The 25,314-nt window shown below is 38.8% G+C and carries 28 protein-coding genes, 1 pseudogene and 1 riboswitch; of the genes and pseudogenes, 4 read left to right on the top strand and 25 right to left on the bottom strand.

Going from position 1 to position 25,314, the window contains the following annotated elements:
- Window positions 1-52: 52 nt before the first annotated feature.
- The 3 genes from AC0VZ9_RS04320 to AC0VZ9_RS04310 all read right to left on the bottom strand — a co-directional run bounded on the left by AC0VZ9_RS04320 (window position 53) and on the right by AC0VZ9_RS04310 (window position 1,736).
- Window positions 53-655 carry a hypothetical protein gene (locus AC0VZ9_RS04320; RefSeq protein ID WP_475397048.1) on the bottom strand — a complete coding sequence of 201 codons (603 nt, stop codon included), beginning with the start codon at window positions 653-655 and terminating at the stop codon, window positions 53-55.
- A 176-nt stretch (window positions 656-831) separates the two neighbouring features.
- Window positions 832-1,488: an NAD(P)H-binding protein gene (locus tag AC0VZ9_RS04315; protein ID WP_475397047.1), complete on the bottom strand. Its 657-nt coding sequence runs from the start codon at window positions 1,486-1,488 to the stop codon at window positions 832-834.
- A gap of 56 nt (window positions 1,489-1,544) precedes the next feature.
- Window positions 1,545-1,736, bottom strand: coding sequence for a hypothetical protein (locus AC0VZ9_RS04310; RefSeq protein ID WP_475397046.1), 192 nt, complete (start codon window positions 1,734-1,736; stop codon window positions 1,545-1,547).
- A gap of 253 nt (window positions 1,737-1,989) precedes the next feature.
- On the opposite strand from AC0VZ9_RS04310, the gene AC0VZ9_RS04305 reads away from it, so the two are divergent.
- Window positions 1,990-2,478, top strand: coding sequence for a pyridoxamine 5'-phosphate oxidase family protein (locus AC0VZ9_RS04305; RefSeq protein ID WP_019379442.1), 489 nt, complete (start codon window positions 1,990-1,992; stop codon window positions 2,476-2,478).
- 517 nt (window positions 2,479-2,995) lie between these two features.
- On the opposite strand, the gene AC0VZ9_RS04300 is transcribed toward AC0VZ9_RS04305, so the two are convergent.
- The gene (locus tag AC0VZ9_RS04300) at window positions 2,996-3,475 is read right to left on the bottom strand and encodes a DinB family protein (RefSeq protein WP_019379443.1); all 480 of its coding nucleotides are present in this window, start codon (window positions 3,473-3,475) and stop codon (window positions 2,996-2,998) included.
- 95 nt (window positions 3,476-3,570) lie between these two features.
- Window positions 3,571-4,146, bottom strand: a complete 576-nt coding sequence (gene plsY, locus AC0VZ9_RS04295) for a glycerol-3-phosphate 1-O-acyltransferase PlsY (RefSeq protein ID WP_475397045.1) — start codon at window positions 4,144-4,146, stop codon at window positions 3,571-3,573.
- Window positions 4,147-4,507: 361 nt separating this feature from the next.
- On the opposite strand from plsY, the gene AC0VZ9_RS04290 reads away from it, so the two are divergent.
- A complete protein-coding gene (locus tag AC0VZ9_RS04290) occupies window positions 4,508-5,566 on the top strand; it encodes a Ger(x)C family spore germination protein (RefSeq protein WP_026041529.1) in 1,059 nt (352 codons plus the stop codon).
- A gap of 254 nt (window positions 5,567-5,820) precedes the next feature.
- Here AC0VZ9_RS04290 and AC0VZ9_RS04285 read toward each other — a convergent pair whose 3' ends face one another.
- The 3 genes from AC0VZ9_RS04285 to AC0VZ9_RS04275 form a co-directional block, all read right to left on the bottom strand.
- Window positions 5,821-6,087 carry a hypothetical protein gene (locus tag AC0VZ9_RS04285; RefSeq protein ID WP_475397044.1) on the bottom strand — a complete coding sequence of 89 codons (267 nt, stop codon included), beginning with the start codon at window positions 6,085-6,087 and terminating at the stop codon, window positions 5,821-5,823.
- Complete coding sequence (locus AC0VZ9_RS04280) at window positions 6,084-6,959, bottom strand: helix-turn-helix transcriptional regulator (RefSeq protein WP_475397043.1); 876 nt, start codon at window positions 6,957-6,959, stop codon at window positions 6,084-6,086. The genes AC0VZ9_RS04285 and AC0VZ9_RS04280 overlap by 4 nt, the downstream gene beginning before the upstream one ends.
- A 250-nt stretch (window positions 6,960-7,209) precedes the next feature.
- Window positions 7,210-7,656, bottom strand: a complete 447-nt coding sequence (locus AC0VZ9_RS04275; RefSeq protein ID WP_009335216.1) for an Lrp/AsnC family transcriptional regulator — start codon at window positions 7,654-7,656, stop codon at window positions 7,210-7,212.
- 118 nt (window positions 7,657-7,774) lie between these two features.
- Here AC0VZ9_RS04275 and AC0VZ9_RS04270 point away from each other — a divergent pair, with 118 nt between their 5' ends.
- On the top strand, window positions 7,775-8,329 hold the full coding sequence (locus tag AC0VZ9_RS04270; protein ID WP_251263918.1) for a cysteine hydrolase family protein: 555 nt from the start codon (window positions 7,775-7,777) through the stop codon (window positions 8,327-8,329).
- Between the two features lie 107 nt (window positions 8,330-8,436).
- Here the strand turns inward: AC0VZ9_RS04270 and AC0VZ9_RS04265 are convergent, their stop codons facing one another.
- From AC0VZ9_RS04265 to AC0VZ9_RS04230, 8 genes are all read right to left on the bottom strand, one after another.
- Window positions 8,437-8,964 carry a P-loop nucleotide/nucleoside kinase family protein gene (locus AC0VZ9_RS04265; RefSeq protein ID WP_251263919.1) on the bottom strand — a complete coding sequence of 176 codons (528 nt, stop codon included), beginning with the start codon at window positions 8,962-8,964 and terminating at the stop codon, window positions 8,437-8,439.
- 306 nt (window positions 8,965-9,270) lie between these two features.
- Window positions 9,271-9,786 carry a DinB family protein gene (locus AC0VZ9_RS04260; protein WP_019379450.1) on the bottom strand — a complete coding sequence of 172 codons (516 nt, stop codon included), beginning with the start codon at window positions 9,784-9,786 and terminating at the stop codon, window positions 9,271-9,273.
- A gap of 1,602 nt (window positions 9,787-11,388) precedes the next feature.
- On the bottom strand, window positions 11,389-12,120 hold the full coding sequence (locus AC0VZ9_RS04255; RefSeq protein ID WP_009335220.1) for a class I SAM-dependent methyltransferase: 732 nt from the start codon (window positions 12,118-12,120) through the stop codon (window positions 11,389-11,391).
- A 236-nt stretch (window positions 12,121-12,356) separates the two neighbouring features.
- On the bottom strand, window positions 12,357-13,034 hold the full coding sequence (locus tag AC0VZ9_RS04250; protein ID WP_009335221.1) for a GNAT family N-acetyltransferase: 678 nt from the start codon (window positions 13,032-13,034) through the stop codon (window positions 12,357-12,359).
- A 332-nt stretch (window positions 13,035-13,366) separates the two neighbouring features.
- A complete protein-coding gene (locus AC0VZ9_RS04245) occupies window positions 13,367-14,323 on the bottom strand; it encodes an ATP-grasp domain-containing protein (RefSeq protein ID WP_009335222.1) in 957 nt (318 codons plus the stop codon).
- Between the two features lie 15 nt (window positions 14,324-14,338).
- Entirely contained in the window at window positions 14,339-15,388 is a 1,050-nt protein-coding gene (locus AC0VZ9_RS04240) for an LLM class flavin-dependent oxidoreductase (protein ID WP_009335223.1), read from the bottom strand.
- 110 nt (window positions 15,389-15,498) lie between these two features.
- Window positions 15,499-15,602: riboswitch (SAM riboswitch) on the bottom strand.
- Window positions 15,603-15,719: 117 nt separating this feature from the next.
- Window positions 15,720-16,703: an ABC transporter permease gene (locus tag AC0VZ9_RS04235; protein WP_009335224.1), complete on the bottom strand. Its 984-nt coding sequence runs from the start codon at window positions 16,701-16,703 to the stop codon at window positions 15,720-15,722.
- Between the two features lie 7 nt (window positions 16,704-16,710).
- The gene (locus tag AC0VZ9_RS04230) at window positions 16,711-17,637 is read right to left on the bottom strand and encodes an ABC transporter ATP-binding protein (protein WP_009335225.1); all 927 of its coding nucleotides are present in this window, start codon (window positions 17,635-17,637) and stop codon (window positions 16,711-16,713) included.
- A gap of 107 nt (window positions 17,638-17,744) precedes the next feature.
- Between AC0VZ9_RS04230 and AC0VZ9_RS04225 the strand changes: the two genes are divergently transcribed.
- Window positions 17,745-18,515 (top strand): SGNH/GDSL hydrolase family protein, encoded by a 771-nt coding sequence (locus tag AC0VZ9_RS04225; protein WP_475397042.1) that lies wholly within the window; start codon window positions 17,745-17,747, stop codon window positions 18,513-18,515.
- Window positions 18,516-18,626: 111 nt separating this feature from the next.
- Here the strand turns inward: AC0VZ9_RS04225 and AC0VZ9_RS04220 are convergent, their stop codons facing one another.
- The 9 genes and pseudogenes from AC0VZ9_RS04220 to AC0VZ9_RS04180 all read right to left on the bottom strand — a co-directional run bounded on the left by AC0VZ9_RS04220 (window position 18,627) and on the right by AC0VZ9_RS04180 (window position 25,274).
- Window positions 18,627-19,376 carry an ABC transporter permease gene (locus AC0VZ9_RS04220; protein WP_475397041.1) on the bottom strand — a complete coding sequence of 250 codons (750 nt, stop codon included), beginning with the start codon at window positions 19,374-19,376 and terminating at the stop codon, window positions 18,627-18,629.
- Window positions 19,377-20,138, bottom strand: a complete 762-nt coding sequence (locus AC0VZ9_RS04215; RefSeq protein ID WP_009335228.1) for an ABC transporter ATP-binding protein — start codon at window positions 20,136-20,138, stop codon at window positions 19,377-19,379.
- A gap of 172 nt (window positions 20,139-20,310) precedes the next feature.
- Window positions 20,311-20,652 carry a DUF1048 domain-containing protein gene (locus AC0VZ9_RS04210; RefSeq protein WP_009335229.1) on the bottom strand — a complete coding sequence of 114 codons (342 nt, stop codon included), beginning with the start codon at window positions 20,650-20,652 and terminating at the stop codon, window positions 20,311-20,313.
- A 72-nt stretch (window positions 20,653-20,724) separates the two neighbouring features.
- Window positions 20,725-21,045, bottom strand: a complete 321-nt coding sequence (locus AC0VZ9_RS04205) for a PadR family transcriptional regulator (protein ID WP_019379484.1) — start codon at window positions 21,043-21,045, stop codon at window positions 20,725-20,727.
- Between the two features lie 245 nt (window positions 21,046-21,290).
- A pseudogene (locus AC0VZ9_RS04200) lies at window positions 21,291-21,634 on the bottom strand (VOC family protein).
- Between the two features lie 99 nt (window positions 21,635-21,733).
- A complete protein-coding gene (gene catA, locus AC0VZ9_RS04195; protein WP_009335232.1) occupies window positions 21,734-22,381 on the bottom strand; it encodes a type A chloramphenicol O-acetyltransferase in 648 nt (215 codons plus the stop codon).
- 478 nt (window positions 22,382-22,859) lie between these two features.
- Complete coding sequence (locus AC0VZ9_RS04190) at window positions 22,860-23,477, bottom strand: alpha/beta hydrolase (RefSeq protein ID WP_009335233.1); 618 nt, start codon at window positions 23,475-23,477, stop codon at window positions 22,860-22,862.
- Window positions 23,478-23,650: 173 nt separating this feature from the next.
- Complete coding sequence (locus AC0VZ9_RS04185; RefSeq protein ID WP_009335234.1) at window positions 23,651-24,727, bottom strand: copper resistance D family protein; 1,077 nt, start codon at window positions 24,725-24,727, stop codon at window positions 23,651-23,653.
- A 1-nt stretch (window position 24,728) separates the two neighbouring features.
- Entirely contained in the window at window positions 24,729-25,274 is a 546-nt protein-coding gene (locus AC0VZ9_RS04180) for a copper resistance CopC family protein (RefSeq protein WP_475397040.1), read from the bottom strand.
- Window positions 25,275-25,314: the final 40 nt, after the last annotated feature.

Genomic DNA, 25,314 nt, shown 5'->3' with positions numbered 1-25,314 from the left:
CGCCAGGGGGCGAGTTTTCTTATTTGTTTGATCCACTGAGTCACACTTTTTCTTAATGAGGAACCTTTTCCACCAGTGTAATTTCTTCAACCCTCCACTTTTCCTCACTGTCGTATTGTCCCGGCGCCTTGGCCATAACAAATTGGTAATCCTGTGTAACTTCTTCTGCTGTTTGATAGGTGAGGCGGATTTTATCTTGTTCGACTCTAAACTCTTTAAGATCAAGAACGGAATTGGGTATCCATTCAAACCCCTCACCATTGAATATAAACCCGCAATGGCACTTGCCGGATCTTTCTCCTGCATAGTATCCCGAACCATCTATTCTGGCTATAAACGCATTCGCCTCCTTAAATGATTGTGCTGCCTTGTAGGATTCAATCGTCTTTATCGCTGCTGAAAATTCCCTATATTCAATAGCAGACCTTAAAGATTCGATTTCCTTCTTCAATTCATCAATCTCCTTCCTTGCCACATCCAGCATCTTAGCATTATTTTCATATTCTTCTTCGAAACTTGCGGCTTTCTCAGCTAATCTATCTTTTTCTTTTCTCAGCTCCTCAGCCGCATTTGAATTATTTAAACCGTCCATGATAGCCAAAATGGCAATCACAAATAGAACGGCAAAAGCATAAGTTATGTAGTTTTTTTTCAATCAAATCCCTCCTATCCCAGCCAGAAATTCTGGCTTGCAGCGCCATCCCGCATCATAACTATATTCCCAAATATCACCTAAAACACCATATAAATCCCCTGTTCACTTTATAAAAAAATAACTTTGACCTTTTTGTCCAAAGTTATTAGTATCATACTCTATGAGGTACATATTGATTACTCGATATTATTTAGCCCTGCACATTCCCAAATCGCTTTGCCTTCTAGTGTAAAAAATCCGTTATCCTTTGTTTTAGCGGAATGGACCATGGCTTCCGCCAATATTTCTGTCGGCAGAGGCTTTTGAGAACGAAGTATTCCAAATTTATTAAAAAACTGTATGGCCTTCAATCCGGCAACTTCCATTGTTCTATCACTATTTTTTCGTATCAATACAGGCGGCTTGAAGATTGATAGCTTTGGGAACCCTAAAGCCTTTACAGCTTCTTCTAACTGCCCCTTCATCCTTGTATAAAAAATGGGAGAATCAGGCGAGGAAGAACCTGATGATACCAATACATAATGACTCACATTGTTTTCTCTGGCGGCTTCCGCAAACTGGTATTGATAATCGTAATCAATTTTCCATTGAGCTTCTTTACTTCCCGCAGCTTTTAGTGTAGTTCCCAAACAAGAAAACAAAACATCCCCCTTCACCAAATACTTCCATTGTTCGTTGTCAAAGTCAATCACATGCACCTTTAATTTTTCATGCTGGATATGAAGATCACGCCTGACAAAAATATCAACCCGATGAAAAGAATCATCCTCCAGCAATATATCCAGCAAGTCCTTGCCAGTTGCTCCCGTTGCTCCTATTAATAATGCGTGCATTTTTTTCTCCTTATATTTTATATAGTCTATTCCAAATTATATACCACGTTCGTTCTTTATTTGTCATTATCTAAATCACGATCAAGAAATGAATCCCTTTTCTTATTAATCCCATACTTTGTTTCGATCAATTGACCAGCCACAGACTTGTTAATACCATCCCTGACTGCTGCGGAAATGACTATATACAGAATAAATATTCCAGCAATCCAAAGAATGATAGAAAATAAGAATGAACCCAAAACCATTTATACCTCCTCCTGACTTTTAAGCATTTCACTTTCAATCCGCTTTCCTCTTAATACTTATCAGGTGTGTAATGCTATTTATTTGACTTCCTTGTTCGATTACAGTGCCTCTATGTTCAAAAAGAAAAAAAGTTGCCAAGCAGTGGTCTGAACACGGTTTTTCGGTTTCACTTTGAATATAGTTAGGCTACACCTGAATAATAGCAGGAATGAAGGGTAATATACCTCTATATAACTTTAACGAGGTGATGGAATGTCTAATATGATAAATCAAGAAGAAATAGAAACATTAAGAGAGTTAATCAAAGACATAGACACGGCCATGCTGACAACGGTAACTGAAGAAGGGCTTGTGTCCCGGCCCATGAAAACACAAGAAGTAGAATTTGATGGTGACTTATGGTTTTTCACTAAAAAAGAGACTAATAAATATGATGAAATTTTACATGATCAAGATGTTAATGTAGCCTATGCAGGTAAATCCTATGTTTCCGTCCGTGGAAAAGCGGAAATAGTTGAAGATTTAGATAAGAAAAAAGAATTGTGGAGCAAAGCATATGAGGAAATTATGCAAACTTCTTATGATGATCCAAACGTTGTCCTGATAAAAATAAAAGCAGAAGCAGTCGAATATTGGGAAACCGGTAACTTTACGAAGAAAGTAGCCTTTCTCTTTAAACGCATGACAGGGCAAAGTTCTAAATCGACAGATGTAAATGAAACGGTTGAATTGAATAAATAACAGCAAAAATGGGTTGTCTAATTATAGGACAACTCATTTTTGTTGTGTAATTGCTGATCCATTTGTTTCTATATTAATCTCTGGGTTTTCTTTAGCTGATTTTTAATTTAGTACTTTTAAATACTGAAAAGTAGACTGCCTTTGTCATTCCTTATCAGACTAAGCCTAGCTCCATCTATTTAACAAGAACTATTTTCACTTGAAACCTTTCGCAATAGTTCATCTTGTAAAAAAGACCCCTGCTATGACGACCCAGGTTTAATTTAATAAAAGTATATAGAAGAATGAATTGGAATCAACGCCTCAGCATGTTTAATGCTTTCGTTTTAAGTTCCTAGGTGTTTACTAATTCCTCTGTAGTTAACCATAACACCTCAAAACAAGCTGCCTTGTTGGCAATTGCTCATAAATTTACTTTACATCTATTTCGCTAACCTGCCCTGATCTTGAATAAAAATGATTGGCTTAGCTGCTGAATATTTTTTCTTTTGATACTTTCGATACCTCATTAATTATCTTACTTATTTTCCCAACTCCTTTGCAGTTTCCGGACGTAAATGATTTGTCCTATATGGTAGGCGTTATGAGTGGATAGATTCCCAAGTATTGCCCACCACTCTGCAGCTTCGGGGAAACCCTCAATTTCACTTTCCAGTTTTTCTTGGGAGAGCAGTTCCTGCCACTGCAAGAGTACCTCTAATAGCTGTTCTTTTAAGTCAGTAAACTTTGCATTTTCCGGAATTATAAAGCTTTCATTATTATCAGCTAGGGGTGGAACAGCATTTACGTGAGATTTTTGATACCTCTTTTGCCAGGTTTCATTCCAATAAAGCAGATGCTGAACAATTTCTGCGATGCTATTGCTCTCCTCATTGGGTTTCCAAAACGCATCTTCCTCTGATAAGTCTGCAACTGATTCTGAAAATGGAATGTACCAGCTAGGGTCATTTGCATTTGCTGACAATTGATCGGCCAAAACATCGATAGCATGAGACATATTCGCCACGCTCCCTTTGATTAGTTACTATTCAGCAATCTCTAAATCCAATTATTTTTTGCCTTTGCCGAATACCTTGTGTTTTTTGAATATCATTACCATAGTTTGTTTTCAGTTCCTGTTATCAATCTTTTGATATTTTGTCTATGCAAAATGATCACTAATACACTAATAAATAATGAAAAAGCAATAATGACTTTATCCTCAAATATAAGGCTGTAAATAAATATGGCTATTCCAGCTAACATTGAACTTAATGAAACATACTTAGATAGTATCAAAGTTAATAGAAATACAACAAAGCCAGTTAAAGTACCGAAGGGTGTCAAAAATAATAAGACACCGGTTGCTGTCGTAACAGCTTTCCCGCCTTTAAACCCTGCAAAAATAGGGAATACGTGGCCCAATATGGCCAATAAACCACAGATAATGGGATTAACCGCAGAATTAAGGATTTGAGGAAGTAAACAAGCAAATGTACCTTTTAATAAATCAGCAATTGCAACAATTAGTCCTGCTTTCTTTCCAAGAACCCTATAAACATTGGTTGCACCAAGGTTCCCGCTGCCGTAACCTCGAATATCGGTTTTATAGAAAAGTTTACCGATAACTAAAGCAAATGAAAATGAACCAATCAAATAACTTAAAAATAGAGTTAAAATATTGAGCATGCTATTCCTTTCTTACTTAGCTTATGTATATGGATATTCCAGTTAATAACCTTATTTTCCTTCCTTCATGTTCAACTATTTCTGCCCCTTTCGCACAAAAAGCTGTAACCGATCTGCTAAACCTTTATAGAGAAGCCAGCCCCCTAAAGCGTCTACTTTCATCTTAATAACTAAAACCCCTTATTCAGGAATTCCCTTATTACGAATATTCTTCCACACAAAGATTCATACTAATTTTGTACTTATTTTCATTGAAGGCAGTAACCATGACATAGTTATGATCATGCCAATAGCAATTGGCATAGCGATTTTAATTATGTTGAATGGAATCCGTATTGCCAATATTAAAGGTGAAGCAGAAATGAAAAAGCTTATACTAATATGCCTGTTCTTGCTGCTTTCGGGCTGTGTTGATAAAGAAATCATTGATGATATAAATATTGAAGTAGGTGTCGGCTACGATTTAGCAGAGGATGAGAAAGATAAGTTTAGAGGAACTGTATTATTCCAGGAATTCCAGCCAGATCAAAGTGTAATTAACAGAACATTTTCTGGAAATGGAAAACTTGGGCAGGACGTACGTCTCGATGTTTCTAAACAAACATCAGAACCAGTAGTCACAGGTGGATTAAAGCTGGCTATATTTGGACCTGAAATTTCCAAAAAAGGAATTTTCGACTTGATAGATTCTTTTCAGAGAGATGCAAGTATGGGGGCACGCGTATTTGTTGCAACCGCAGAGGGAAAATCAGAAGAATTGTTAAACGGCGATTATGGAACCAGGGGAAACGCTACGTATATCTCTAATTTGATTCAGCATAATATTGAACATCGCGATATTCCAATAACCAATTTACATATTTTTTCCCGTGATTACTATCAGGATGGTAAGGATCCCTTCTTGCCCCGACTAAAGAAAGCCGGGAATGATAAGGTGAAGATAACTGGAATTAGTCTTTTCCAAAAGGATAAAGAAGTGGCCATCCTCCCTGTGAAGGACATGTTCTTTTTTAAATTGCTGGTAGATAAATATAGCGAAGGAAACTTCGATGTTAAGTTAAAAAAAGAAGCATATGCTGCTGTAAAGAGCATTAAATCAAAGAATAAAACAAGGGTGACTAATAATCATGCCGCCATAACCATTAATCTTGAAGGTATTATTGATGAATATACGGGAGATATTTTAACCCCACAGATTGTTGGAGAGGTTGAAAAGAAACTGGAGAAAAAAATTGAAAAGGAATGCTTAAGATTATTACTGCAATTTCAGGATCTCGGAATAGATCCTGTTGGCCTCGGTCAAAAGAAAAAAAACCGGAATCGGAACTTTGACTTTAAAAAGTGGGAAGACGATTACAAAATGTTAAGCTTCGATGTTAAATGCAATGTAGTAATTGAAGAAACAGGCGTTCTTGAATAAGAGCGGACCATAAGTCTGTATTCCCAGCTTTCCAGGTTGAAAAAATGTTTTTTTAAAATAGATCGAAATAAAATTGAAATGGTCGAAAGAATGTTGTTGAAATGCAATCTAACACTCTTTTTTATCGATCTGTTATTTAATCAGTCCCTCACAACCTCTTTTAAATGACAACTTAATGGAAGGCGCTTCCTTTATTTCAGAAAAGCGCCTGATTGCTGACGTCTGTTACATGCCATACTCTTGCACCTGATTGTTTAAGTGTAATCTTTAAAACGCTGATTAACTAACGAGACAAATTTCTTTTTTTCTACTTCGCTTTTTAAATTTAGACTTAGAACTAACTCTGCCAGGTTATCGTCAGTTTCAAAAATTCGTTGATTGTGCTGATAGCATTGCAGCATATTAGGATACTCTTCACCTAGTTTTTCCATTTTCATTTGAATTTTATATTCCTTTGTCCCAAAGCCTAGTGATGTATAGAGTGTAAAAAATAAATCAATAACTAAATCAATAATTATCAATCTTCATCAAATCCTAAATTAATCGGCTCTAATGGTAATTTATCCTGTGTAAGCATATTTGTTGATGCAACGGATAAATCTGCTTCTTCAAACTTAAATCCATCAACCCAAACCTTGCCTGTTCCCGTTAATAGGATACCAAAGTGAATAGAAGCACTTTCTTTTGGAACATCTAATACAATCGAATAATAGTTCCAGTCCGTTGTACCGTGAATCGGACGATTATCCATATTATCAAACTGAATCACATCGCTTGAAGCATTATCTACTCGACACCAAACTCCACATTTTTCGACTTCCTCTGTCTTTAAGAAACAAGACACCTTAATGCGTTTTCCTTTCCAGTTATTTGCTGAAAAGCTTTGCATCATTGTCCCGAAATGTTCTTCACCTGCATCCGTTTTTGAAGTCAGTAAACCTGATTTCGTACCCGTATGAAATACTTGTCCATCCGTTTTCATTTCATAAAAAGCTGGGTGATAACCACTCAAAATCCAGCCTTTGATTGCTTCAAAATCACTCATGTTTTTTTCCTCCATCCCTTGAAGAGTTCGCATTTGTTTGCGATATTTTCCAGGCGGCATATTATATAGCTCTTTAAAAGAACGTGTAAAAGCTTCTTGTGATTGAAAATGCAATTTAAACGCAATGTGAATAATCGATTCATCTGAATGTAATAAATACATTGCTGCTGTGGCCAGTCTTCGTTTTCGAATATATTCGCTTATCGTCAATCCAGTTTCCTGTTTGAAAATACGTGATAAATGGTATTTCGAATAACCAATTTGTGATGCATAATCATCTAAATGCCAATCATCTAATAAACTTTGTTCTAAAAAATAAATTACATCTTGAGTTACTTCGCTATACATATTGCTCACCTCACTTACTAATTTTAGAGTATTTATATACGACTTTTTTGATATCATTTGCCATTTTTACTAATATTCTCATAATATCTAATCTCAAAGGCAACTATGGTGTAAAATTAAATTCCTTATTCCACTAACCTGCTCATTTGTAAGAAAATAAAAAGCCGCCTAGTTTGGCAGCTGATCTTGAGCATTTGGACCCGTTAGCTTAAGTACAAATCATCACAATCTGTGTTTTTCATTAAGATTTCTATTGTATTGCAGCAGTCAATGGGTGAAGCTGTTTTATCTCTTGTATTGATAGGTGTAAACTATAGTTTCCATGTTCGAGAAGTTTATTAAGAAAAAGATTTAATTGTTCTTGGGATTTAACTTTTATTTTTAAATGGTAACAGCCTTCTCCAGATACTCGGTGAGCTTCAACTACCTCTATTTGACCTTGAATAAAACGGATAAACGCATCATGATTAGCTGTTTTCATATGAACAATGACAAACGCTGTATAAAAAAGCCCTAGTTTCAGTTCATTGATTATAAGGGAGTAGGCTTTAATTACACCACTTTCCTCAAGCTTTTTAATACGATTCCCTACTGCCTGGCCAGTCATATGAATTTGTTCTCCTAAGTCCTTCCATTGAATACGTGAATTTTCAGTTAGTAACCGGAGGATCTGAAAATCAATTTGATCAATATCCATAATAAAATCCTTTCACCGTGAAATTATTTGATATAAAAGTCTTTCATCAAAGTATCGATAAAAATCAAGATATTATTTATCATTTTATTATACTGAATCTTTAAATGAGGTGGAAAAAATGAGCACAGCTTTAATCATTGTCGATATTCAAAATGACTATTTTCCTAATGGAAAGATGGAATTAAGCAATCCTGAAAAAGCAGCCGCTAATGCTGCTAAAGTTCTCAATTGGTTTAGACAGAATAACAAAGATAATATTTTCCATGTGCAGCATATCGCAAGTGATCCAGGGTTAGGCTTCTTCCTTCCGAATACGGAGGGAGTTAAACTAAATGAAGCTGTTCTGCCATTAGAAAACGAAAGCATTATTATTAAAAATTTCGCTAACAGCTTTTTAAAGACACAATTAGAAAGCAAATTAAAAGAAAAAGGAATAACCAAGTTAGTGGTCACAGGTATGATGACACATATGTGTATTGATGCAACAGTAAGAGCTGCTGTGGATCTAGGCTTTGAAACTACATTGATAGAAGATGCGTGTGCGACAAGAGACTTATCTTATCAAGACAAGGTCGTGCCAGCTGAACAGGTTCATTATGCGTTTGTCAGCGCACTTAACGGTATGTATGCCAATGTAATTTCGACCGAGGATTTCCTGCAGCAGAACAACTAATTAAATTGAAATGGGAGTTTGTTTAAAAACAAATTCCCTTTTTGGCTGTTGTTTATAGAGTACAAACCTGCTCAGTTAATTGAATAATTTTTTCCTTTTTGATAGTTCTAATTATCAATCACCATTTCTCCTTCACCATTTGGTATTTCAAAACCATTAAGGTAAGAAGTTAAAATTTCTTCTGAAATAGGGAACGAGTTTGCATCAAATCGTTTGTTACGTAACTTAAGCCGTTCAAGTAAATCATTAGGCTGAACTTTTAAATAAATAAGTTTCCATTTACCCCCAGAATCCTCAATAAGTTTTTTATATTGGTACCTTCTTGCACGATCCCAAAAACTGAAGTCGATTACCACCTGTTGTTTATCGTGTATTAACTTTATTAAACGATTGCGTAAATTTTTTTCTGCATCTTTCTTGTATTCCTCAATTTCTTCAATTGGGAAATCAATCCCATAACGACCATTAACAGCCCATATTTCTTCATCAATAGAAAGACGTACAAAACCTTCTTTTTCCATTCTTTTTGAGAAAGTAGTTTTCCCAGAACCAGCCACGCCACACATCATCACCACTAATGGGGTTAAATTATTTCGTTCACCATAAATCAAGTCAAAATTAAATTTTTCAAACACCTTTATATCCCCCATTCAATTGGGAATTCCTTCCTACCTTTATAGTAAATGCCCCTTGCTATATTTAATGAATCGAATCAAGAACCAGCAGGATTATTTTTTAATCGTTCTCTTTTATCTTCAGGCGTTTCAGTAACAATAGTTTCTACAGTGAATATATTCTATATTTTATCGTCTATACCTTTTAAAGCTAACCTGCCCCTGTAGTTAAAAATAAAAAGCCGCCTAGTTTGGCAGCTGGATCTTAAATCGGTTATTATGTCTTTCTATATTGATTAAACCTACTTACAATAGTGGCTCTAGAGTTTAATTAAATAAAGTTTGTCTAGGTTCAGCCATTCCAAATTGTGCCCATTCTTCTTTTGAGGGACCATAAATCCCTGGAACACTAAGTCCTGCTTGTCTCATTAGTATAGTCATTTGTCCCCGGTGATGAGTTTGATGTTGGTTTAAAAATAACAACAGACTTCCCTTTGTCATTTTCATGCCAAAGAAATCAATTTGTTCCAACAGGGTCTCATCGGCCCATTGAGTTTCCAACGCCTCAATTAGGTTATTTGAAGCATTAGTATAGCTCTCAGCAATGAAATTAGCTGAAGATGGAACAGACCAGTCTTCACTAGGAGCTGCAAACCTTAAACCTGCCTGTGAACTAATCACTTTAATAGCAGTGACGGTATGCCACGCTATACGCCCTAAAGACCATTGATTTGAAGTGACTTCCTGCTTTAATGATTCATCTGTGAGATTCTTAAGAACCCTGCTTGTAGCCCCAGCCTCAAATTCCCAGGATTTAAAAAAATCGCTTAAGCTATGATACATTTTCAGACTCCTCTCAATTTATACTCATATTAACATTCTCCCTCATACTTAAATTACCTCCTCTTTTTTCATGGCTGCACCCCAGAAATTTTGGATTTCCAATCATTAACTGCCTCGTATTTTTAATTAACTTAAAAAGTAAAGTACATAATTTTTATACCTGCTAATCAAACTAAGAAAAAAAGTGGTGAATCCGAATGGCTAATTCAAGAACTAACCGACTGCTTATTGGAAGTACAATTTTATCTAGTGCTCTTAGTATCACAATTATTGCTTTAACAATATATCACCATTTTACAATTCAAGATAAAATCGATGAACTGAAGAAGGCTTAGGAAACTAAGCCTTCTTTAACTACTTGCCCCTTTTTAACCAGCAGCAACCATAGTTAATCGGGATGTATTACGACGAAAATAACATGGAGCGAGGAAAAATGGTAGTTAATCGGGATGTTTAACGACCAAAAGGACGAGGGTCAAAGGAAAATGGTAGTTAATCGAGAGGAATAACGACGAAAATGACATGGGTCCAGGGAAAATGGTAGTTAATCGGGATGTTTAACGACCAAAATAACATGGGTCCAGGGAAAGTGGTAGTTAATCGGGATGTTTAACGACGAAAATAACATGGGTCCAGGGAAAATGGTAGTTAATCGGGATGTTTAACGACGAAAATAACATGGGTCCAGGGAAAGTGGTAGTTAATCGAGAGGTTTAACGACCAAAAGGACGAGGGCCAAAGGAAAATGGTTGTTAATCGGGATGTTTAACGACCAAAAGGACGAGGGACGAAGGAAAATGGTAGTTAATCGGGAGGTTTAACGACGAAAATAACATGGGTCCAGGGAAAGTGGTAGTTAATCGGGATGTTTAACGACGAAAATAACATGGGTCCAGGGAAAATGGTAGTTAATCGGGATGTTTAACGACCAAAAGGACGAAGGCCGGGGAAAATGGTAGTTAATCGGGATGTTTAACGACGAAAATAACATGGGTCGAGGAAAAATGGTAGTTAATCGAGAGGTTTAACGACGAAAATGACATGGAGCCAGGAAAAATGGTAGTTAATCGGGATGTTTAACGACCAAAATAACATGGGTCGAGGGAAAATGATAGTTAATCGGGAGGTTTAACGACCAAAAGGACGAGGGCCAAAGGAAAATGTAGTTAATCGAGAGGTTTAACGACGAAAATAACATGGGTCGAGGGAAAATGGTAGTTAATCGGGATGTTTAACGACCAAAAGGACGAAGGCTGGGGAAAATGGTAGTTAATCGAAATGAATTACCAGATTGATTAGTGAAAGAACAATTTAAGACCCCGGATTTTTTCAATTGCTGTATTGACTCTGCAACATCGGAAAACAATTTAAAGTCTCCTGGATAAATAACACTGCCACTTCCACCGATAGTTCCATCCCTACCAATAAAAAACTGCTTGTAAAAACATAAAATACTTCCTCCGAAATACCTGTAATTTTTAATAAATTATTCTGTATTAATTAAAGGAATTCCTGTATTTTGGAAATTACTGCCTTAATTAACCTGCATCGCATGTTAAATAAGAAAAACGTCCCTGCATTTACGCAGGAACGTTTAAACAATTACTTTTCTGCTGAGATAATTAAGAACATAGGTCTACGGAGTTCATCTTTCATTTCAGGAATACTGATTAACATTTCCTCAGAGGGAATAGGTTCCTTAATTGCCCTTATATTAAATCCAGCATTAACTAAGGCATTGATATAAGTTGAAAATGTGCGATGGTATTTTATAACGTTTTCAGTTAGAAATGTTGTTTCACGTAATCCTTCCAATTGATAATTGTCAACTGCCCAATGCAAACGATTCCCTTTGTCATCATGATGCCAATCTTGTTCGTTCCGAGAAGTGAAGATTGGATGTTCAACTGAAAAGACAAAAGAACCTCCAGGCTTTAAACAATCATAGACCTTCTTACAAATTGCTTCAAAGGACTTAATATAATGAAAAGCCAATGAGCTGATGACAACATCAAATGGAGAGTCTGAAAAATCAATGTCTTCAATTGGCATTTTAATGTATGAAATGAAGGAATCATGAGTCATTTCACGAGCTTGGTCAAGCATTTTTTCAGATATATCTACTCCAATAACAGACCTTGCTTGCTGTTCACGAGCATAACGGCAATGCCAACCGAAACCGCATCCCAAATCTAGTACACTTTTATTTCGGAGCTCGGGTAAAAGTTCTTTTAATACATGCCATTCTCCAGCAGCTTCAAGTCCTTTGACTGAACGTGCCATTTTTTTATATTCAGAAAAGAAATTCACATCATCATACTTGTTTTGCTTCATTTTATGCAACTCCTAAAAATATTAGTTAGCCTCCTAAAATTAAAACAGCATCTAATTCAGGAGGCTATCTATCTCCTTCTAACCATTTCTTTCACCTCATTAAAAATAACTGTACCTAATATAACACATTGCTTATTAAACAAACCGCCCCGTTTGTCTAATAGTGTCTTTAACAAAAGAAGCACTAATCCTTCCTGGATTAATGCCCTATTAGATGCAAAAGCAGTCATGTGTAATCAGCTTATATGAATGTCTGTTCCATACTGAGCTAATTGCAGCTTCCTTGCCACAGATTGAGATGCTAAGTTGTCCTTAGAAGTGCTATATAGAGCAATGCGTCCTTGTATCTGAACTTCTGCAGCCCAGGCCTTTGCAACATCTGCACTGTATGCTCTTCCACGGTAGTCTTCATGTGTAAACAAACTTGCTTCGTCGGCTTTTGAAGTCTTCCTTGCACTACAGCAAATTGAAACTGGTATATTGTCTTCAATTATTACAAAACAGGGTTGCTTGTATTCAAAGTCTTCATAGGTATATGGAAACTGAGACTTTAAAATTTCTTTGTTTTCATGAGTTATTTTAATTGCTCTTGAATAAGTCCTGTCCCTTACATCAGGAAATACATACGCTGGCCCAGTCCATACATTGCTTAAAAGATGGTCAATGCTTAATGCCTTTATTATTTTCCCTGGATGAGCACCAGGGTTAGCTCCTATAACTTGGTCTAACTTCTCTACAGTACTCTTATCCAGTGAGTTTGAATACCTTACTATACTACCCATTCTAGTGGCACCAATGAAAATTCGTGGCGCTGCACCGTAAGGGGGTTCATTCACAGCTATCACTCGATTTTCACTATCATGTCTAAATAACACATTCACATGAAGCTCCATCAATTCTAAATCAGAGATCATACTATTCCTCCGCAATCTTCATTTCTGTCTAATATTCAAGATTACACTGTCATCTCCTGCAGCGTTTTCATTTATAGTCCAATCCTATGTATGGATAATTCCTTTATCTCTTAACAACCATATCTATATTTTTAGAGCTAAATCAATAAAACCCCACCTATTTTTCCAATTTCTAACCTGCCCAGTTTGTAAAAAAAAGCTGCCTGGTTTAGGCAGCTCTCTTAAGCACTAAAGAAGCAATCCCTCTCATCGCAAGATTGATTGGGATTGCTTCTTTATAAAACATGCTGCAGTAAAAGACAATAGGACCTGCTATAGCAGGTCCTCACAAATTAAGCCGTTGCAGTTGCAGCGTATTTTTCTTCCAATGTCTTCTTTAACAATGAAGCTAACTCAAGCATTCCATATTTTCCAGCTTTCGCTTCTGCTTCAGAGTTATAGTTTGTGTTTGTATTAATATCATAAGTAAAAATGTCACCTTCAGCATTTCTGATAAATTCAATGCCAGCGACTTGAATATGATTCCTGGCCAGAACGTCTTTATATTTTTCTAAAATTTCGTCCTCAAAACCTTCAATGATCTTGAACTTTGGCCTCTCTTCTGCTTCTTCTCCAACAGGGCAGAATAAGTCGCCAATCTGGCATGCGTCCGCAGGGCATAGTTCAAATCCTTCCGATGTATCAACCCTGACGGCATAAACAAAGTTGCCTCCGACAAATTCACAGCGGGTGATATAGCTTTCAGGAGATTGAATATATTCCTGAATAAGGGTAATGCCATCAACAGGCTCTTCGAAGGAAGGTCCCTCCACATAAGCTTTTAGAGCTTCAATACTATGGAATAATTGAACACCCAGGCCTTTACCGGCACGGTTATGCTTCGTGATAAACGGCTGTCCGGCAAATGCTTCGGCTGCCTTAATAATATGTTGTTTTCCAACCGCTGCAATCGTTTTGGGAGTCCTGACACCAGATTTGTTTAACTCCAAGTACTGCAAAACCTTACTAACTTCAAGCTTCAGAGCGCTCGTTCCATTCAACACTGTACGGCCATGTGCTTCAAGCCAGGCCAATACTTGTCCCGAAAATTCAGCTGCAAAGCGATGATCACGGGTATGAGAAGAAGCACTCATCCGGCTATAGAAGATTCCTTCTGGAGGTTCTGCCGATAAATCTACCGTTCCTTCGTCTAAATGCCATTCTTCATAAGGAACACCCAGTTCCTCCAGCCTTTTTGTCAAATGGACTGTCCACTCACTATTTTCATGAATTACATATACCTTGCTCATTATTATGGCCCCTTTCTAGCTCTTTATTAAACTGCGTTTTTGTTCCACTAATGGCATAACCGTCTTTGCAAAGCGTTCCATTTCCTCCAGCTGAGGTGAAAATTGCAATAATAATAAGTCTAGGCCAGCTTCTTCATATTGTAAAATCCGATCAGCAATTTGCTCTGGTGTTCCTACTAAGTTTGGCCGCAGACCTCTGTTAGAGACAGAGTAATCCTGCAGCTGAATCTGCTGCTCTAATTGTGACTTTGTAGTGAAATCCTTAAAACCGGCGTAACCGCTGGAATCCTTCACAGCCGTGATTTTTTCAAGCTCAGCAAGAGCTTCTTCTTCTGTATCACGGCAAATAACATAAGCAGCCATTCCGAAAGAACTGAATGGCGCATTGCCCGTTTGTTCACGCCGTGCCTTCATTTCTCCTATTTTCAGATCAATCTCCTCAGCCGTTCCGCCGTGCATAACATAAGCATCACATTTTTCTGCAATGGTCTGCTTGCCTTTTTCGCTTTCACCGCCTGCATAAAGAATCGGGTTAGGTCTTTGAACTGGCTTTGGAGCAAGCTTCGTGTCCCTTAAGTCGTAAAATTGACCGGAATAATGGAAGGTTTCTTCCGTCCATAACCCTTTTAGAACATCAATGAACTCCTCAGTGCGGGCATAACGCTCATCATGTTCTGTAAAAATACCGCCATATTGACGCGCTTCTTCGGCCCACCAGGCAGAAACCACATTTAGAGTAAAACGGCCGTTGCTGATTTGATCAATATTGGCTGCCATTTTTGCTGCTACAGCAGGATTATGAAAACCAGGGCGGACCGCGGTCATAATTTCAATTTTTTCCGTCACGGCTGCAAGTGCGGCTGCCGTGGACCAGGCTTCAAGAGAATCATGGTCCGGTCCTTTAATATCATTTAAATATAATTCAGCTATTAACGTAGTCGAGTATCCCCATTTTTCAGCCGACTGAATGACGTTTTTAGCATATTCAAAGGTTGGCGGCATATTTTCGTCTTCTACATTTCGCAGCCAGCCTCCAAAAATCGGCAACCAGAAACCATATTTCATTTTTCTTCTCTCCTCTTGCATTTTTAAATATCTACTTTTCGCATAACTTAAGTTGGATTTATAAACAATTAAAAAACTCTCCTCCTAAGAAGAGAGTTTTATCAACCCTCTTCTCATCTTTCAAGCGATGCGCTTGCTGGAATTGGCACAGTATTCATCAGAACCTGCTGCCGAGGCTTCAAAGGGCCAGTCCCTCCACCTCTCTGGATAAGAAGAAAATATTCAATTTTTTAATTAATTAAAGCGATAATAATTTAAATTCACCCAATTGTCAATCAATTATTTCTGAACTCTAAATACTAATAAGGATTATCCTTATATAATGACACTCTTAATACATATCCTTCTGGGTAAAATTCCAAAACGCAACAGCAAGACAGGCGGCAGCCCAAATCCCAAGCATGGTTAATGAAAATGGCAGTGACATCCCTTCAATCGGCGGAGCTTGACCTTCTAAGTAGTTAATCAGATCAAAGTTCAAGTTCACTAAATACTTGGAGCTCGTCCAGCTCGAACCGATAGAAGATAACAGGGTGCCTGCGATTAACACGGCCATCATCGCCCCAATTCCAGTCGCTGTATTTTTCACCAGAACCGATATCATGAGGCTTATGGTTCCAACAACCGCTGTTACCACCCAGGCAAGCCCAACTGACATCAGCAGGTATTCCCACATCGACAGGATATGGATGTATTCCGTTGAAAACTCACCAGATGCAGAAGCTTGAAATCCGGTCAAAATAGGTGCAGTCCAGCCATCATAACCGAGCACGATTCCTGAAACCCCATAACAGACAATCACGGTTGCCGCCATCAGCAATGACGTATACAGCAAAACCGTCAGCCATTTAGCCATCAGGATTCTCCATCGTTTAACCGGCCGGGACAGCAATGTTTTGATGGTGCCATCATTATATTCCCCGCTCACAATATCAGCCATTATAATAATAATGAATAAAGGCAGGACAAGCGTAATTCCCTGTGAGAAAAAGATGCGGATAAACGTAGGGGCTCCAGGATAGTTTGGGTTAATATCGTTGTCCAGATAATACTGCTTTTGCTTCAGATCAAATTCAAGGAACTGTCTAAACTCGTCCTGGATTCCGCTCGATGCCAGCCGATTTTGCCGATCGACAATCTCCTGCTGAAGCTCCACTCTCCAGTCCAGAGTACCCTGTTTTTCGATTTTCTCCTGTATCTCCCGGTATTGTGCGTATGTAAACATAGAGACTAGAATGACTAAAATAACGATGACAACCGCCATGCGTTTTTTGGAAGCAATCTTCATCACTTCATTATGAATCAGGCCAACCATATTTGGATTAGACAATATGATCGCCTCCTGTCAAACTAATAAATAGATCCTCCAATGTCTGCACTTTCCTTTCGATCGTCCATACATCAATACCCGCCTTCATTAAAGCTTCATTCAGGAGCGAGGTTTTGCTATCATCCATAAGAGTGTGTATAGTATGGTCATCATATAGTTCTGCAGCCTGGACATATGGGGATTCTTTAAGAATAGCAAGTGCACGAAAAGAATCACTGACTCTCCAATCCACACCAGATGACAGTGCACCAACTAAATCGCTGACGCTGCCGACCTTCACGATCTTCCCATGGCTCATAATAGCCACACGGTCCGCCAGCAACTCGATTTCACTTAAAATATGACTGGATACGAGCACCGTTAGGCCCGTATCATCGACCAGCTTCCTGATAAATGTCCGCAGATCTTTGATTCCCATCGGGTCCAGTCCATTTGTAGGTTCATCCAGTATCAGCACATCCGGACGGCCTAACAATGCTTGTGCAATACCAAGGCGCTGACGCATTCCCAATGAATAGGTCCGAACCTGATCATCAATTCTTACAGTCAGATCAACCAAATCAATGACCTCTTGGATCCGTTCTTCATCCACATCAGGCAGCATCCGTGCAAAGATTTGCAGGTTTTCGCGGCCGCTCAAATACTTATACAGCTCTGGATTTTCGACGATAGAACCGAGGCGCTGCATCGCTTGAACAAATTGCTTTCTTACATCAAAACCACATATTTCAACCTTCCCGGACGTTGGCTTAATGAGCCCAACGAGCATCCGGATCGTGGTGGTTTTACCGGCACCATTAGGACCCAGGAACCCAAATACTTCTCCTGGATAAATGTCAAATGATATATTATCAATAATCGTTTTCTTTCCAATGATTTTCGTTACATTTTCCAATTGAACTGTCGGCTTTAAGCTCATAGCATCACCCTTGTTCTATTCTAACTAAATTTTCGAACAATGACTCTTTTAAATACTCAATTTGAGAAAAATTTAGATACAATTACATTAAAAGGAGAAGTCAAACGATGAAAAAATGGATGTGGCAGTTATTTTTAACATTGTCCCTTGCGCTGACAGTTCTTTTTGGGTATGGCCTAGTCAGTGCCTACATGGATGTTACCAGTCCGCCTCGAGCAGGGATACTAGCGAAAACAGAAGAAGTTCCTGTCACACCTGGTGATACATATGTTGCACTTGGCGATTCATTGACCAGGGGTGTCGGCTCATCAAAGGGAGAAGGCTTTGTCCAGCCGGTTGGAAATGAACTTAAAGAAAATAATACTATAGAACGTTTCCAAAACCTGGGTGTAAGAGGTGCCAGAATTGAAGATTTGCTGGCCCAGTTAGAACAAAAGGAAGTCAAGAGATCTCTTAAAGACGCCAAAATCATTACCATTACAATAGGGGGAAATAACCTTTTTAATAGCGGGGAGATCCTCGAAAAATATTCAGAAGAAACCGCCCTTGGCATCCTGGAGACCGAAATTCCGAATTTGGAAAAGACGTTTAAAAACATTCGTGAAAGTAATCCCAATGCAGTCATACTCTATATGGGGCTATATAATCCATTCAAGCAATCGCCAAACGGGGATTCATTTGATTCCATCATCCAAAAATGGAATGAGTCTGCCCGTACACTAGGCTTGAAATACAAAGTTCAAGTAGTGGATACTTTCAATCTGGTCACAGACGCCAAACGCGATCTTTCCAGTAATGTCTTTCATCCGAATGATGCTACTTATCAGCAAATAGCTGAAAGCATGTCACTTGTCATTGAAAAAAGTATCATCCAATAAGAAAAAGGTGAATCCACGGCAGATTCACCTTTTTCATTATTTGTATGCTTCATTAACCTTTAGCCAAAAGGCCCTATAGGGCTATGAATCCGTTATCCTATAATGGTGTGCTTACCCTAACTGGCGTTTGAATTCTTTAACAGCGAAGAAGTAAGAGATGAGCATGATGCCGACGCACCAGGCAAGCGCGATCCAGATGCCGCTGCCAACAGACCCTTCATACAAGAGGGCACGGATCGCATCCACGATTGAAGTCACGGGCTGGTTTTCAGCGAACGCACGGACTATTTTAGGCATGGTGTCGGTGGGAACAAAGGCCGAACTGATAAACGGCAGGAAAATCAGCGGGTATGAGTAGGCTGTCGCCCCTTCCATAGACCCCGCTCTCAATCCGGGAATGACCGCCAGCCATGTCAGCGCCAGTGTAAACATCCCGAGTATTCCAGCTACCGCAAGCCACTCCAGGACATCAGCGCTGGAACGAAAACCCATCAAGAGAGCAACGAGGATAACCACCAAGATAGTAAGCGCATTGGAAACAAGCGAGGTCAGCACGTGAGCCCACAATACCGACGAGCGCTTGATGGGCATCGTAATGAAACGCGACATCAGCCCGCTCTTTACATCCGTAAACAGCCGGACGGAAGTGTAAGCAACGCCGGACGCGATAGCCATCAGCAGAATTCCCGGCAATAAATAATTGACGTAGTTGTCCGTTCCTGTCTCTATGGCGCCGCCAAATACGTAGACAAACAGCAGCATCATCATAATCGGCGTAATCGCCACCGTGATAATCGTATCCGGACTGCGCATAATGTTGCGCATTAAACGACCTAGTAATACCCCTGTTTTACTTTTCATTTACATTTCCTCCTTTTTGCCGATGATTGCGAGGAAAATTTCCTCCAATGTCGGCTGCTTCTCGATATACTCCACCTTCGCTGGCGGGAACATCTCCTTGAGTTCGGTTAGAGTACCGGTCGTGATGATTTTTCCGCCATGCAGAATGGCGATTCGGTCTGCCAGTTGTTCGGCTTCCTCCAGATACTGGGTCGTCAGCAGGATGGTCGTGCCGCCGCCGGCAAGCTCCTTGACGGTATCCCAGACTTCAATCCGCGCTTCCGGGTCAAGCCCTGTCGTTGGTTCATCGAGAAAAATGACTGCCGGCGTCCCAATCAGGCTCATGGCGATGTCAAGCCGGCGCTTCATCCCGCCGGAATAATTGTCAGCCCGGCGGTTAGCCGCATCGGCCAGGCTGAATCTTGCAAGCAGATTGTCAGCGACTTCTGCGGGATTAGAAACTCCCCTCAGCCTGGCGATCATCATCAGGTTTTCCCGCCCGGTGAGCATGCCGTCTAAGCTTGAGAACTGCCCTGTCAGACTGATGCTCTGGCGAACCTGATCCGGTAGCCGCTGGACGTCAAAGCCGCAAATACTAGCTTCTCCGCCATCAGACTTCATCAGCGTCGAGAGGATGTTGACGGTCGTCGTCTTGCCCGCTCCATTTGAACCCAGCAGGGCGAAAATTTCGCCACGCCTCACCTCAAAATCCACCCCCTTTAAGACTTCCTTATCTTTAAAGGATTTTTTTAACCCTTTTACAAAAATCGCTGCATTGCTCATACTTTTTTCCTCCTTATAATTAGCGCCTTGCGGAGCTGGATTGCCTACAAACCCCTACTTAGTCTGACAGATATTCTGTATAACTTAGTACCGAGGTAAAAATGAAACTGAATAGTGCAGGTGATAAACCACATTTGTAAAACACCTATTCAGTCGGTATTATATATAGAATTTATTTTTTTCCCAATCGCTTCATGATACTCTCATTCAAATCCTCACGATACTTGGCAACATAGGTTTTAGCATTTGCCACTAGTTCGTCGGCAAAGGATGCCACGTCATCTCCGGTGATTTCCAGCACTTGTCTGCCTTCCGCCGCACCGGCTTCGAACAAATCGATTAATTCATACTGCATGTGCAGCATATCCATCCCGTTGCCCGCTGAGAAATTCCACATATAGTTTTGGATTTTCTTAAATACAAACTGGTAATCCTCTGGAAGGGCTTCAACCCTCGCCATCATCATCTTGTATTCTTTTTTATCACCAATCATTTTTTTAAACATATCAAACATGTTATTTTTCCTCCTTTTTTTATAAAGCTGAACAAGACACTCCAAAAATATCCGACAGAATATCTTATGAAACTAGGTTGACTTCAAGACGTTGATTTTTGAAGATACAAAATCCCATTTTTCCCAAAATAATTCAAGTTCCTGGCGGCCAGCATCATTTAGTGAGTAAAATTTGCGGGGCGGTCCCATATCTGAAGGTTTCTTTTCCACGTTCACCAGCTTTTTCTTTTCTAATCGCACGAGGATGGTGTACACCGTCCCTTCCACTACTTCGGTAAAACCAAGCTGGTTCAGCCGGCGGGTAATCTCGTAGCCATAGGTTTCATGTCGGCTGATGATTTCCAGTACACAGCCTTCAAGCGATCCCTTCAGCATTTCAGTTAAATTTTCCATATTCAGAGCCTCCTCTATTGTGTCTGACTTATATTCAGTGATACTTAGTACCAGGGAAAATTTTTTTACTGAACAGCACTTGTGAAACTCCGCTATTCAGTATTGCTTATTACAGGTATATCGTAACACCGAGTAGCGAAGAGTGTCAACTATTTTCATAAGAATAATTTAATTTGGTCAACTGCCCCACAAGCATAATAAGCTTATGAGCAACGATAGCTCAGTAACAAATATATGACAACTAGCTATTTCTCCCAAAGCTCGACCAGTCGGCCATCAGGGTCTTCGATCCAAATAAACTTTCCAAACTCACTAACCTCTTTTTCCTTAGCAAGAGGGACACCAATTTGTTCAAGATGCTTAATAGTTTCGTTTAAATCATCTACTTGAAAATTTTACATCACTTGTTGCTCTGCTGGAAAATAACTGTCATACTCGGCAAAGAAAAGATAATCTCATTGCCTAATGGGGGTTTAATCAAGTTCCCATGCCAATTTTCTATTTCAATCTTCAGCACTTCACTGTACCATTTTTTCACAGCATCAAGATTCCTAGTTCTCCAAAATATTCCGCCGAAACCTTTTATCATCGCAACTAACTCCTGTCTTTTTTATTTACAAACTTTAGTATTTCTATAAAAAAGGAACTGCTGCACACAGTTCCTTCGATATACTCCACCAATGACCAGTTAAATCCAATCTGCACTTTCGTCGGCAAGCCTTTGTAAATCATTCATAAAAACACCAGCATGATAGCCATCACAAACAGCATGGTGCATTTGTAAAGAGACAGGCAGGAAAAATTCATCATTTACTTGTGAATACTTCCCTCCAGTTATTATGGGTAAGAGAAAATCCCCGCCATTATTTATATTTAAATTAAATGCGGTAAAAGAACTCCAAGGAATCATAGAGATCGGAATAGTATTATCTGGTATAGGTATTTTTGGAAATAATCTCCCCGTACCATTGTATTCTTCTGCATCTTTTTCATATTGAGAATGAAACTCAGAAAAAATAGATAAGTTTGGTGACCAGATGCCAGAAAATGTGTGTGTCTTTTTATCAAAAATGGTATAGAGAGGGCATATCTCTGTCCAATAACCTAAATTACCTTCTGAGTTGAAATTTATTCTAAATTCTCTGTGGGCGTTAACGATTTTTGTCACCATAAAAATAAACGCAGGATATAACTTATAATTCTTTTTCTTTAAGTTCTTCATAAGCGTCGTAATATTTATTTCATTCGTCAGACTGAATGTTGTCTGCTGCTGTATATAGTGTTCAAAATATTCCTTTCGATCCCAATTGTCACGATTAATACTGTTAAATTTCATACTCAACGCCTCCTAATATAATCAAATTTATCTTAGGAGGCTATATTCACTGCTTTTTTCATGACAGTCATCCTTTTTTATTAAATATTTCTTTATATTAGGCTCTTTTCGTATAAATTGTTGTTTTTCACCTATCAATGTTGTCCGTTGATTTCCGCTCCAGGCTGCTCGCTTTCCGCGGGGCGGGCGGTGAGCCTCCTCGACGCTCCGCGTCTGCGGGGTCTCATCTGTCCCGCTACTCCCGCAGGACATTGAATATGCTTCCTCGAGCAAACACCGCACGAAGAAAATGCAAATGCATTTTCAAGGATCTCGCACCTTCCGCTGCAATCAACTCAGCAAATAATATACAAAAAGCAACAAACCTTGCGAAAACAGCCTTATATTATCAAGTATCCCTAACTAGTTTCAACCAGCTTTCTCCACTAACAAGCTCCTCAGTTCAAAAAGCAGTACTAAAGATTAGCCTATTCAGATATTAAAACTCATTAATATTTGATATGACACCTTTTAATATTTCAATTGATTTTATAGGTTCTTCATCAAGCTCTAGACTGTGATTTCCACCCTCAACCACTTTTAATATAAGATTTTGGTTCTTTTTCAATTTTTCAAAGCGCTCCTCAATGAAACAACTATCCCGATCTCCAATTATACAAAGTCCCTTATGATCACTATTACCCATTGCGTTAAATACGTCTTCTCTTTGCAGCAATGGCGTCAGCCATACGGCTTTTGCATCTTTCAACATAGTATTATTTAGCAGATAACTCAAAGCTATTGTTCCGATTGATTTAGCCACTACATAATAATTACTGTATTCCTTGTTCTTGATGGCGCTATCGATTGCATGTTGTACATCTCTCGAGAAATCCCCTTCACTTAGAACAGACATCTCTTCCCTGCTAAGTGTATAGTTAATGTGTAATACATCAAAACCCTTTGTGTAAAATAACCCTGTGGCAAAGTGCAGCAGCGGTGCTTTTGTTGTGTAGCCAGCCCCAGGCAAGACAATAACTAAACTGCTTGTTTCTCTCTTTTGTTCTATCAATCTAAAAGGAATACTTTTTGAACCAGCAATACTGCGATTAGTCACCGTTTACTCACTTCCTAAGTTTTTATTGGTATCTATTCTTGACTATTACCAAATATTCCTCCTTCATATGAACTGCACCGATAGCAGAAGAAATGCTGCCATAATGACAGCTCCGAACTTTAATTCAATGTTTGTTCCAGGGGTTTTGGCCACTTATCTTTTGACACCGCATATCATATAGATAGAGAAATCATCAAACCAAAATAAAGGGCAAAAACAAAACTCATTCCGAAAAGAATTGCAATATAAGGTTTTACTTTCTTAAAGCTGATCACAATTAAAGCTAAGAAAAGCAGAGAGTTAGCCAATAGAAATAATGATAAAAAATTTGGTGTTAAATGAACATTATTTACAGAAGGAATGTCAGTTCCCAAAAGCCATTCCACCCAAATCGAAGCACCTTCCGACTGGACCGTAAATTCAACTTCGTGGGGTGGCGATAAAGTTCCCAATACACTTGTAAAACAAAAAACAAGGAAAATAATAATACTCTCCCCCTTAATCCATGGCCGAGGGTCAAAAGAGGAAACTATTAATGATTTTCTGGTTAGCACTCCATTTAAAAATGCGAATACCAATAAAGGAATAATGCTTAGATGTTTTAACAGAAGCATTTGCCCATATGGGAGGACCCATGAATTCACATAATCCTTTGGTTCAACCATATAGAACATTAGAGCAAAGCCGCTTATAAGCAAGATCATTAAATTTATCATGGCAAATGGGGTAAACCACCGCAGGAACAATGGCCACTTTTTTTCATCACTTGAAAACCAGGCGACGTGGATTAGAATCCCTGTCCAAAGTGTCACCATAAGAAAATGGATGGAATGTGCAATAAACCCGTTCCAAAAGGACAATGAGGCAACATGACTGGAGTACCCAATGGCAAAAACCATCAGCAGCAGCCAAAGCGCCTGCAGATATTTTGAACCATTTAATAACAATGTCATCCATAGGAATACCGACATAAACCCAATGAAGATCCAGGCTCTACCTACTTGAAAATCTGTCAGAACTGAATACGCTGCGAGTGTAAGACCTACGTCATCGCTAAAATAAGAAATCGTCTGTGCGACCGGTCCAAATGTAAAAATATAAATGCCTAACGTTGATAAAAGCAGCGTCTTTTTAGAGATATTTGTTTTGGGCTTTTTCTTTTCAGATATAAACTGAAGTACTGTGTTTCCGATTAAAATCGAAAATAAAAGATATGTTACGACTTCGGCTAACGGTACGGCTACACTCATTTTAACGCTTCCTTCTGAACAGAAGGAACAATCCCAACACTAATATAGCCAATGTTAAAATTGGAATAAAGATATTCATAATCCTATTTGGAGAGGATTCTTTTTCGCTCTCTGCCCTTTTCTCTGTTTCTTCTGTCTGCATCTTTTCTTCATCAGAAATTTGAGATTCTTCCATTTCTGATTCTTGACTTGTATTTTCTTCAGATTTTACAGTAAAGGGGATTTCCCCTGTAATCTGGTGCCCGTCTTCCCCGACTATCTTCCAGCGAATAACATAGGATCCGTTTTCAAGTGGTGCTTCGAATGTTCCGCTCATTTGCTTGCCATTTGGTTCAACATCGGAAAAAGGGATTTCTTGTCCTTCCATGACTAGAGTCATTGTACTCAAAGATTCAATTTCACCAGCAAAGGTAAGAGTAATTTCATTTAGATGTTCCGTTACTATTTGTCCTGGTTTTGGAGTTGAAGATTCCAGCCCAGTGTGAGCAGTTGCCATTGATGGCAATATGATGAAAAAACATAGGAATGACATTAGGATCTTATTCATAGTAAAATTCCCTTCTCATTTACTTAATTCCCAACAGAAG

This window comes from Cytobacillus sp. QJM3NY_8, assembly GCF_056173585.1.
This window is presented reverse-complemented; position numbering and strand designations above follow the sequence as displayed.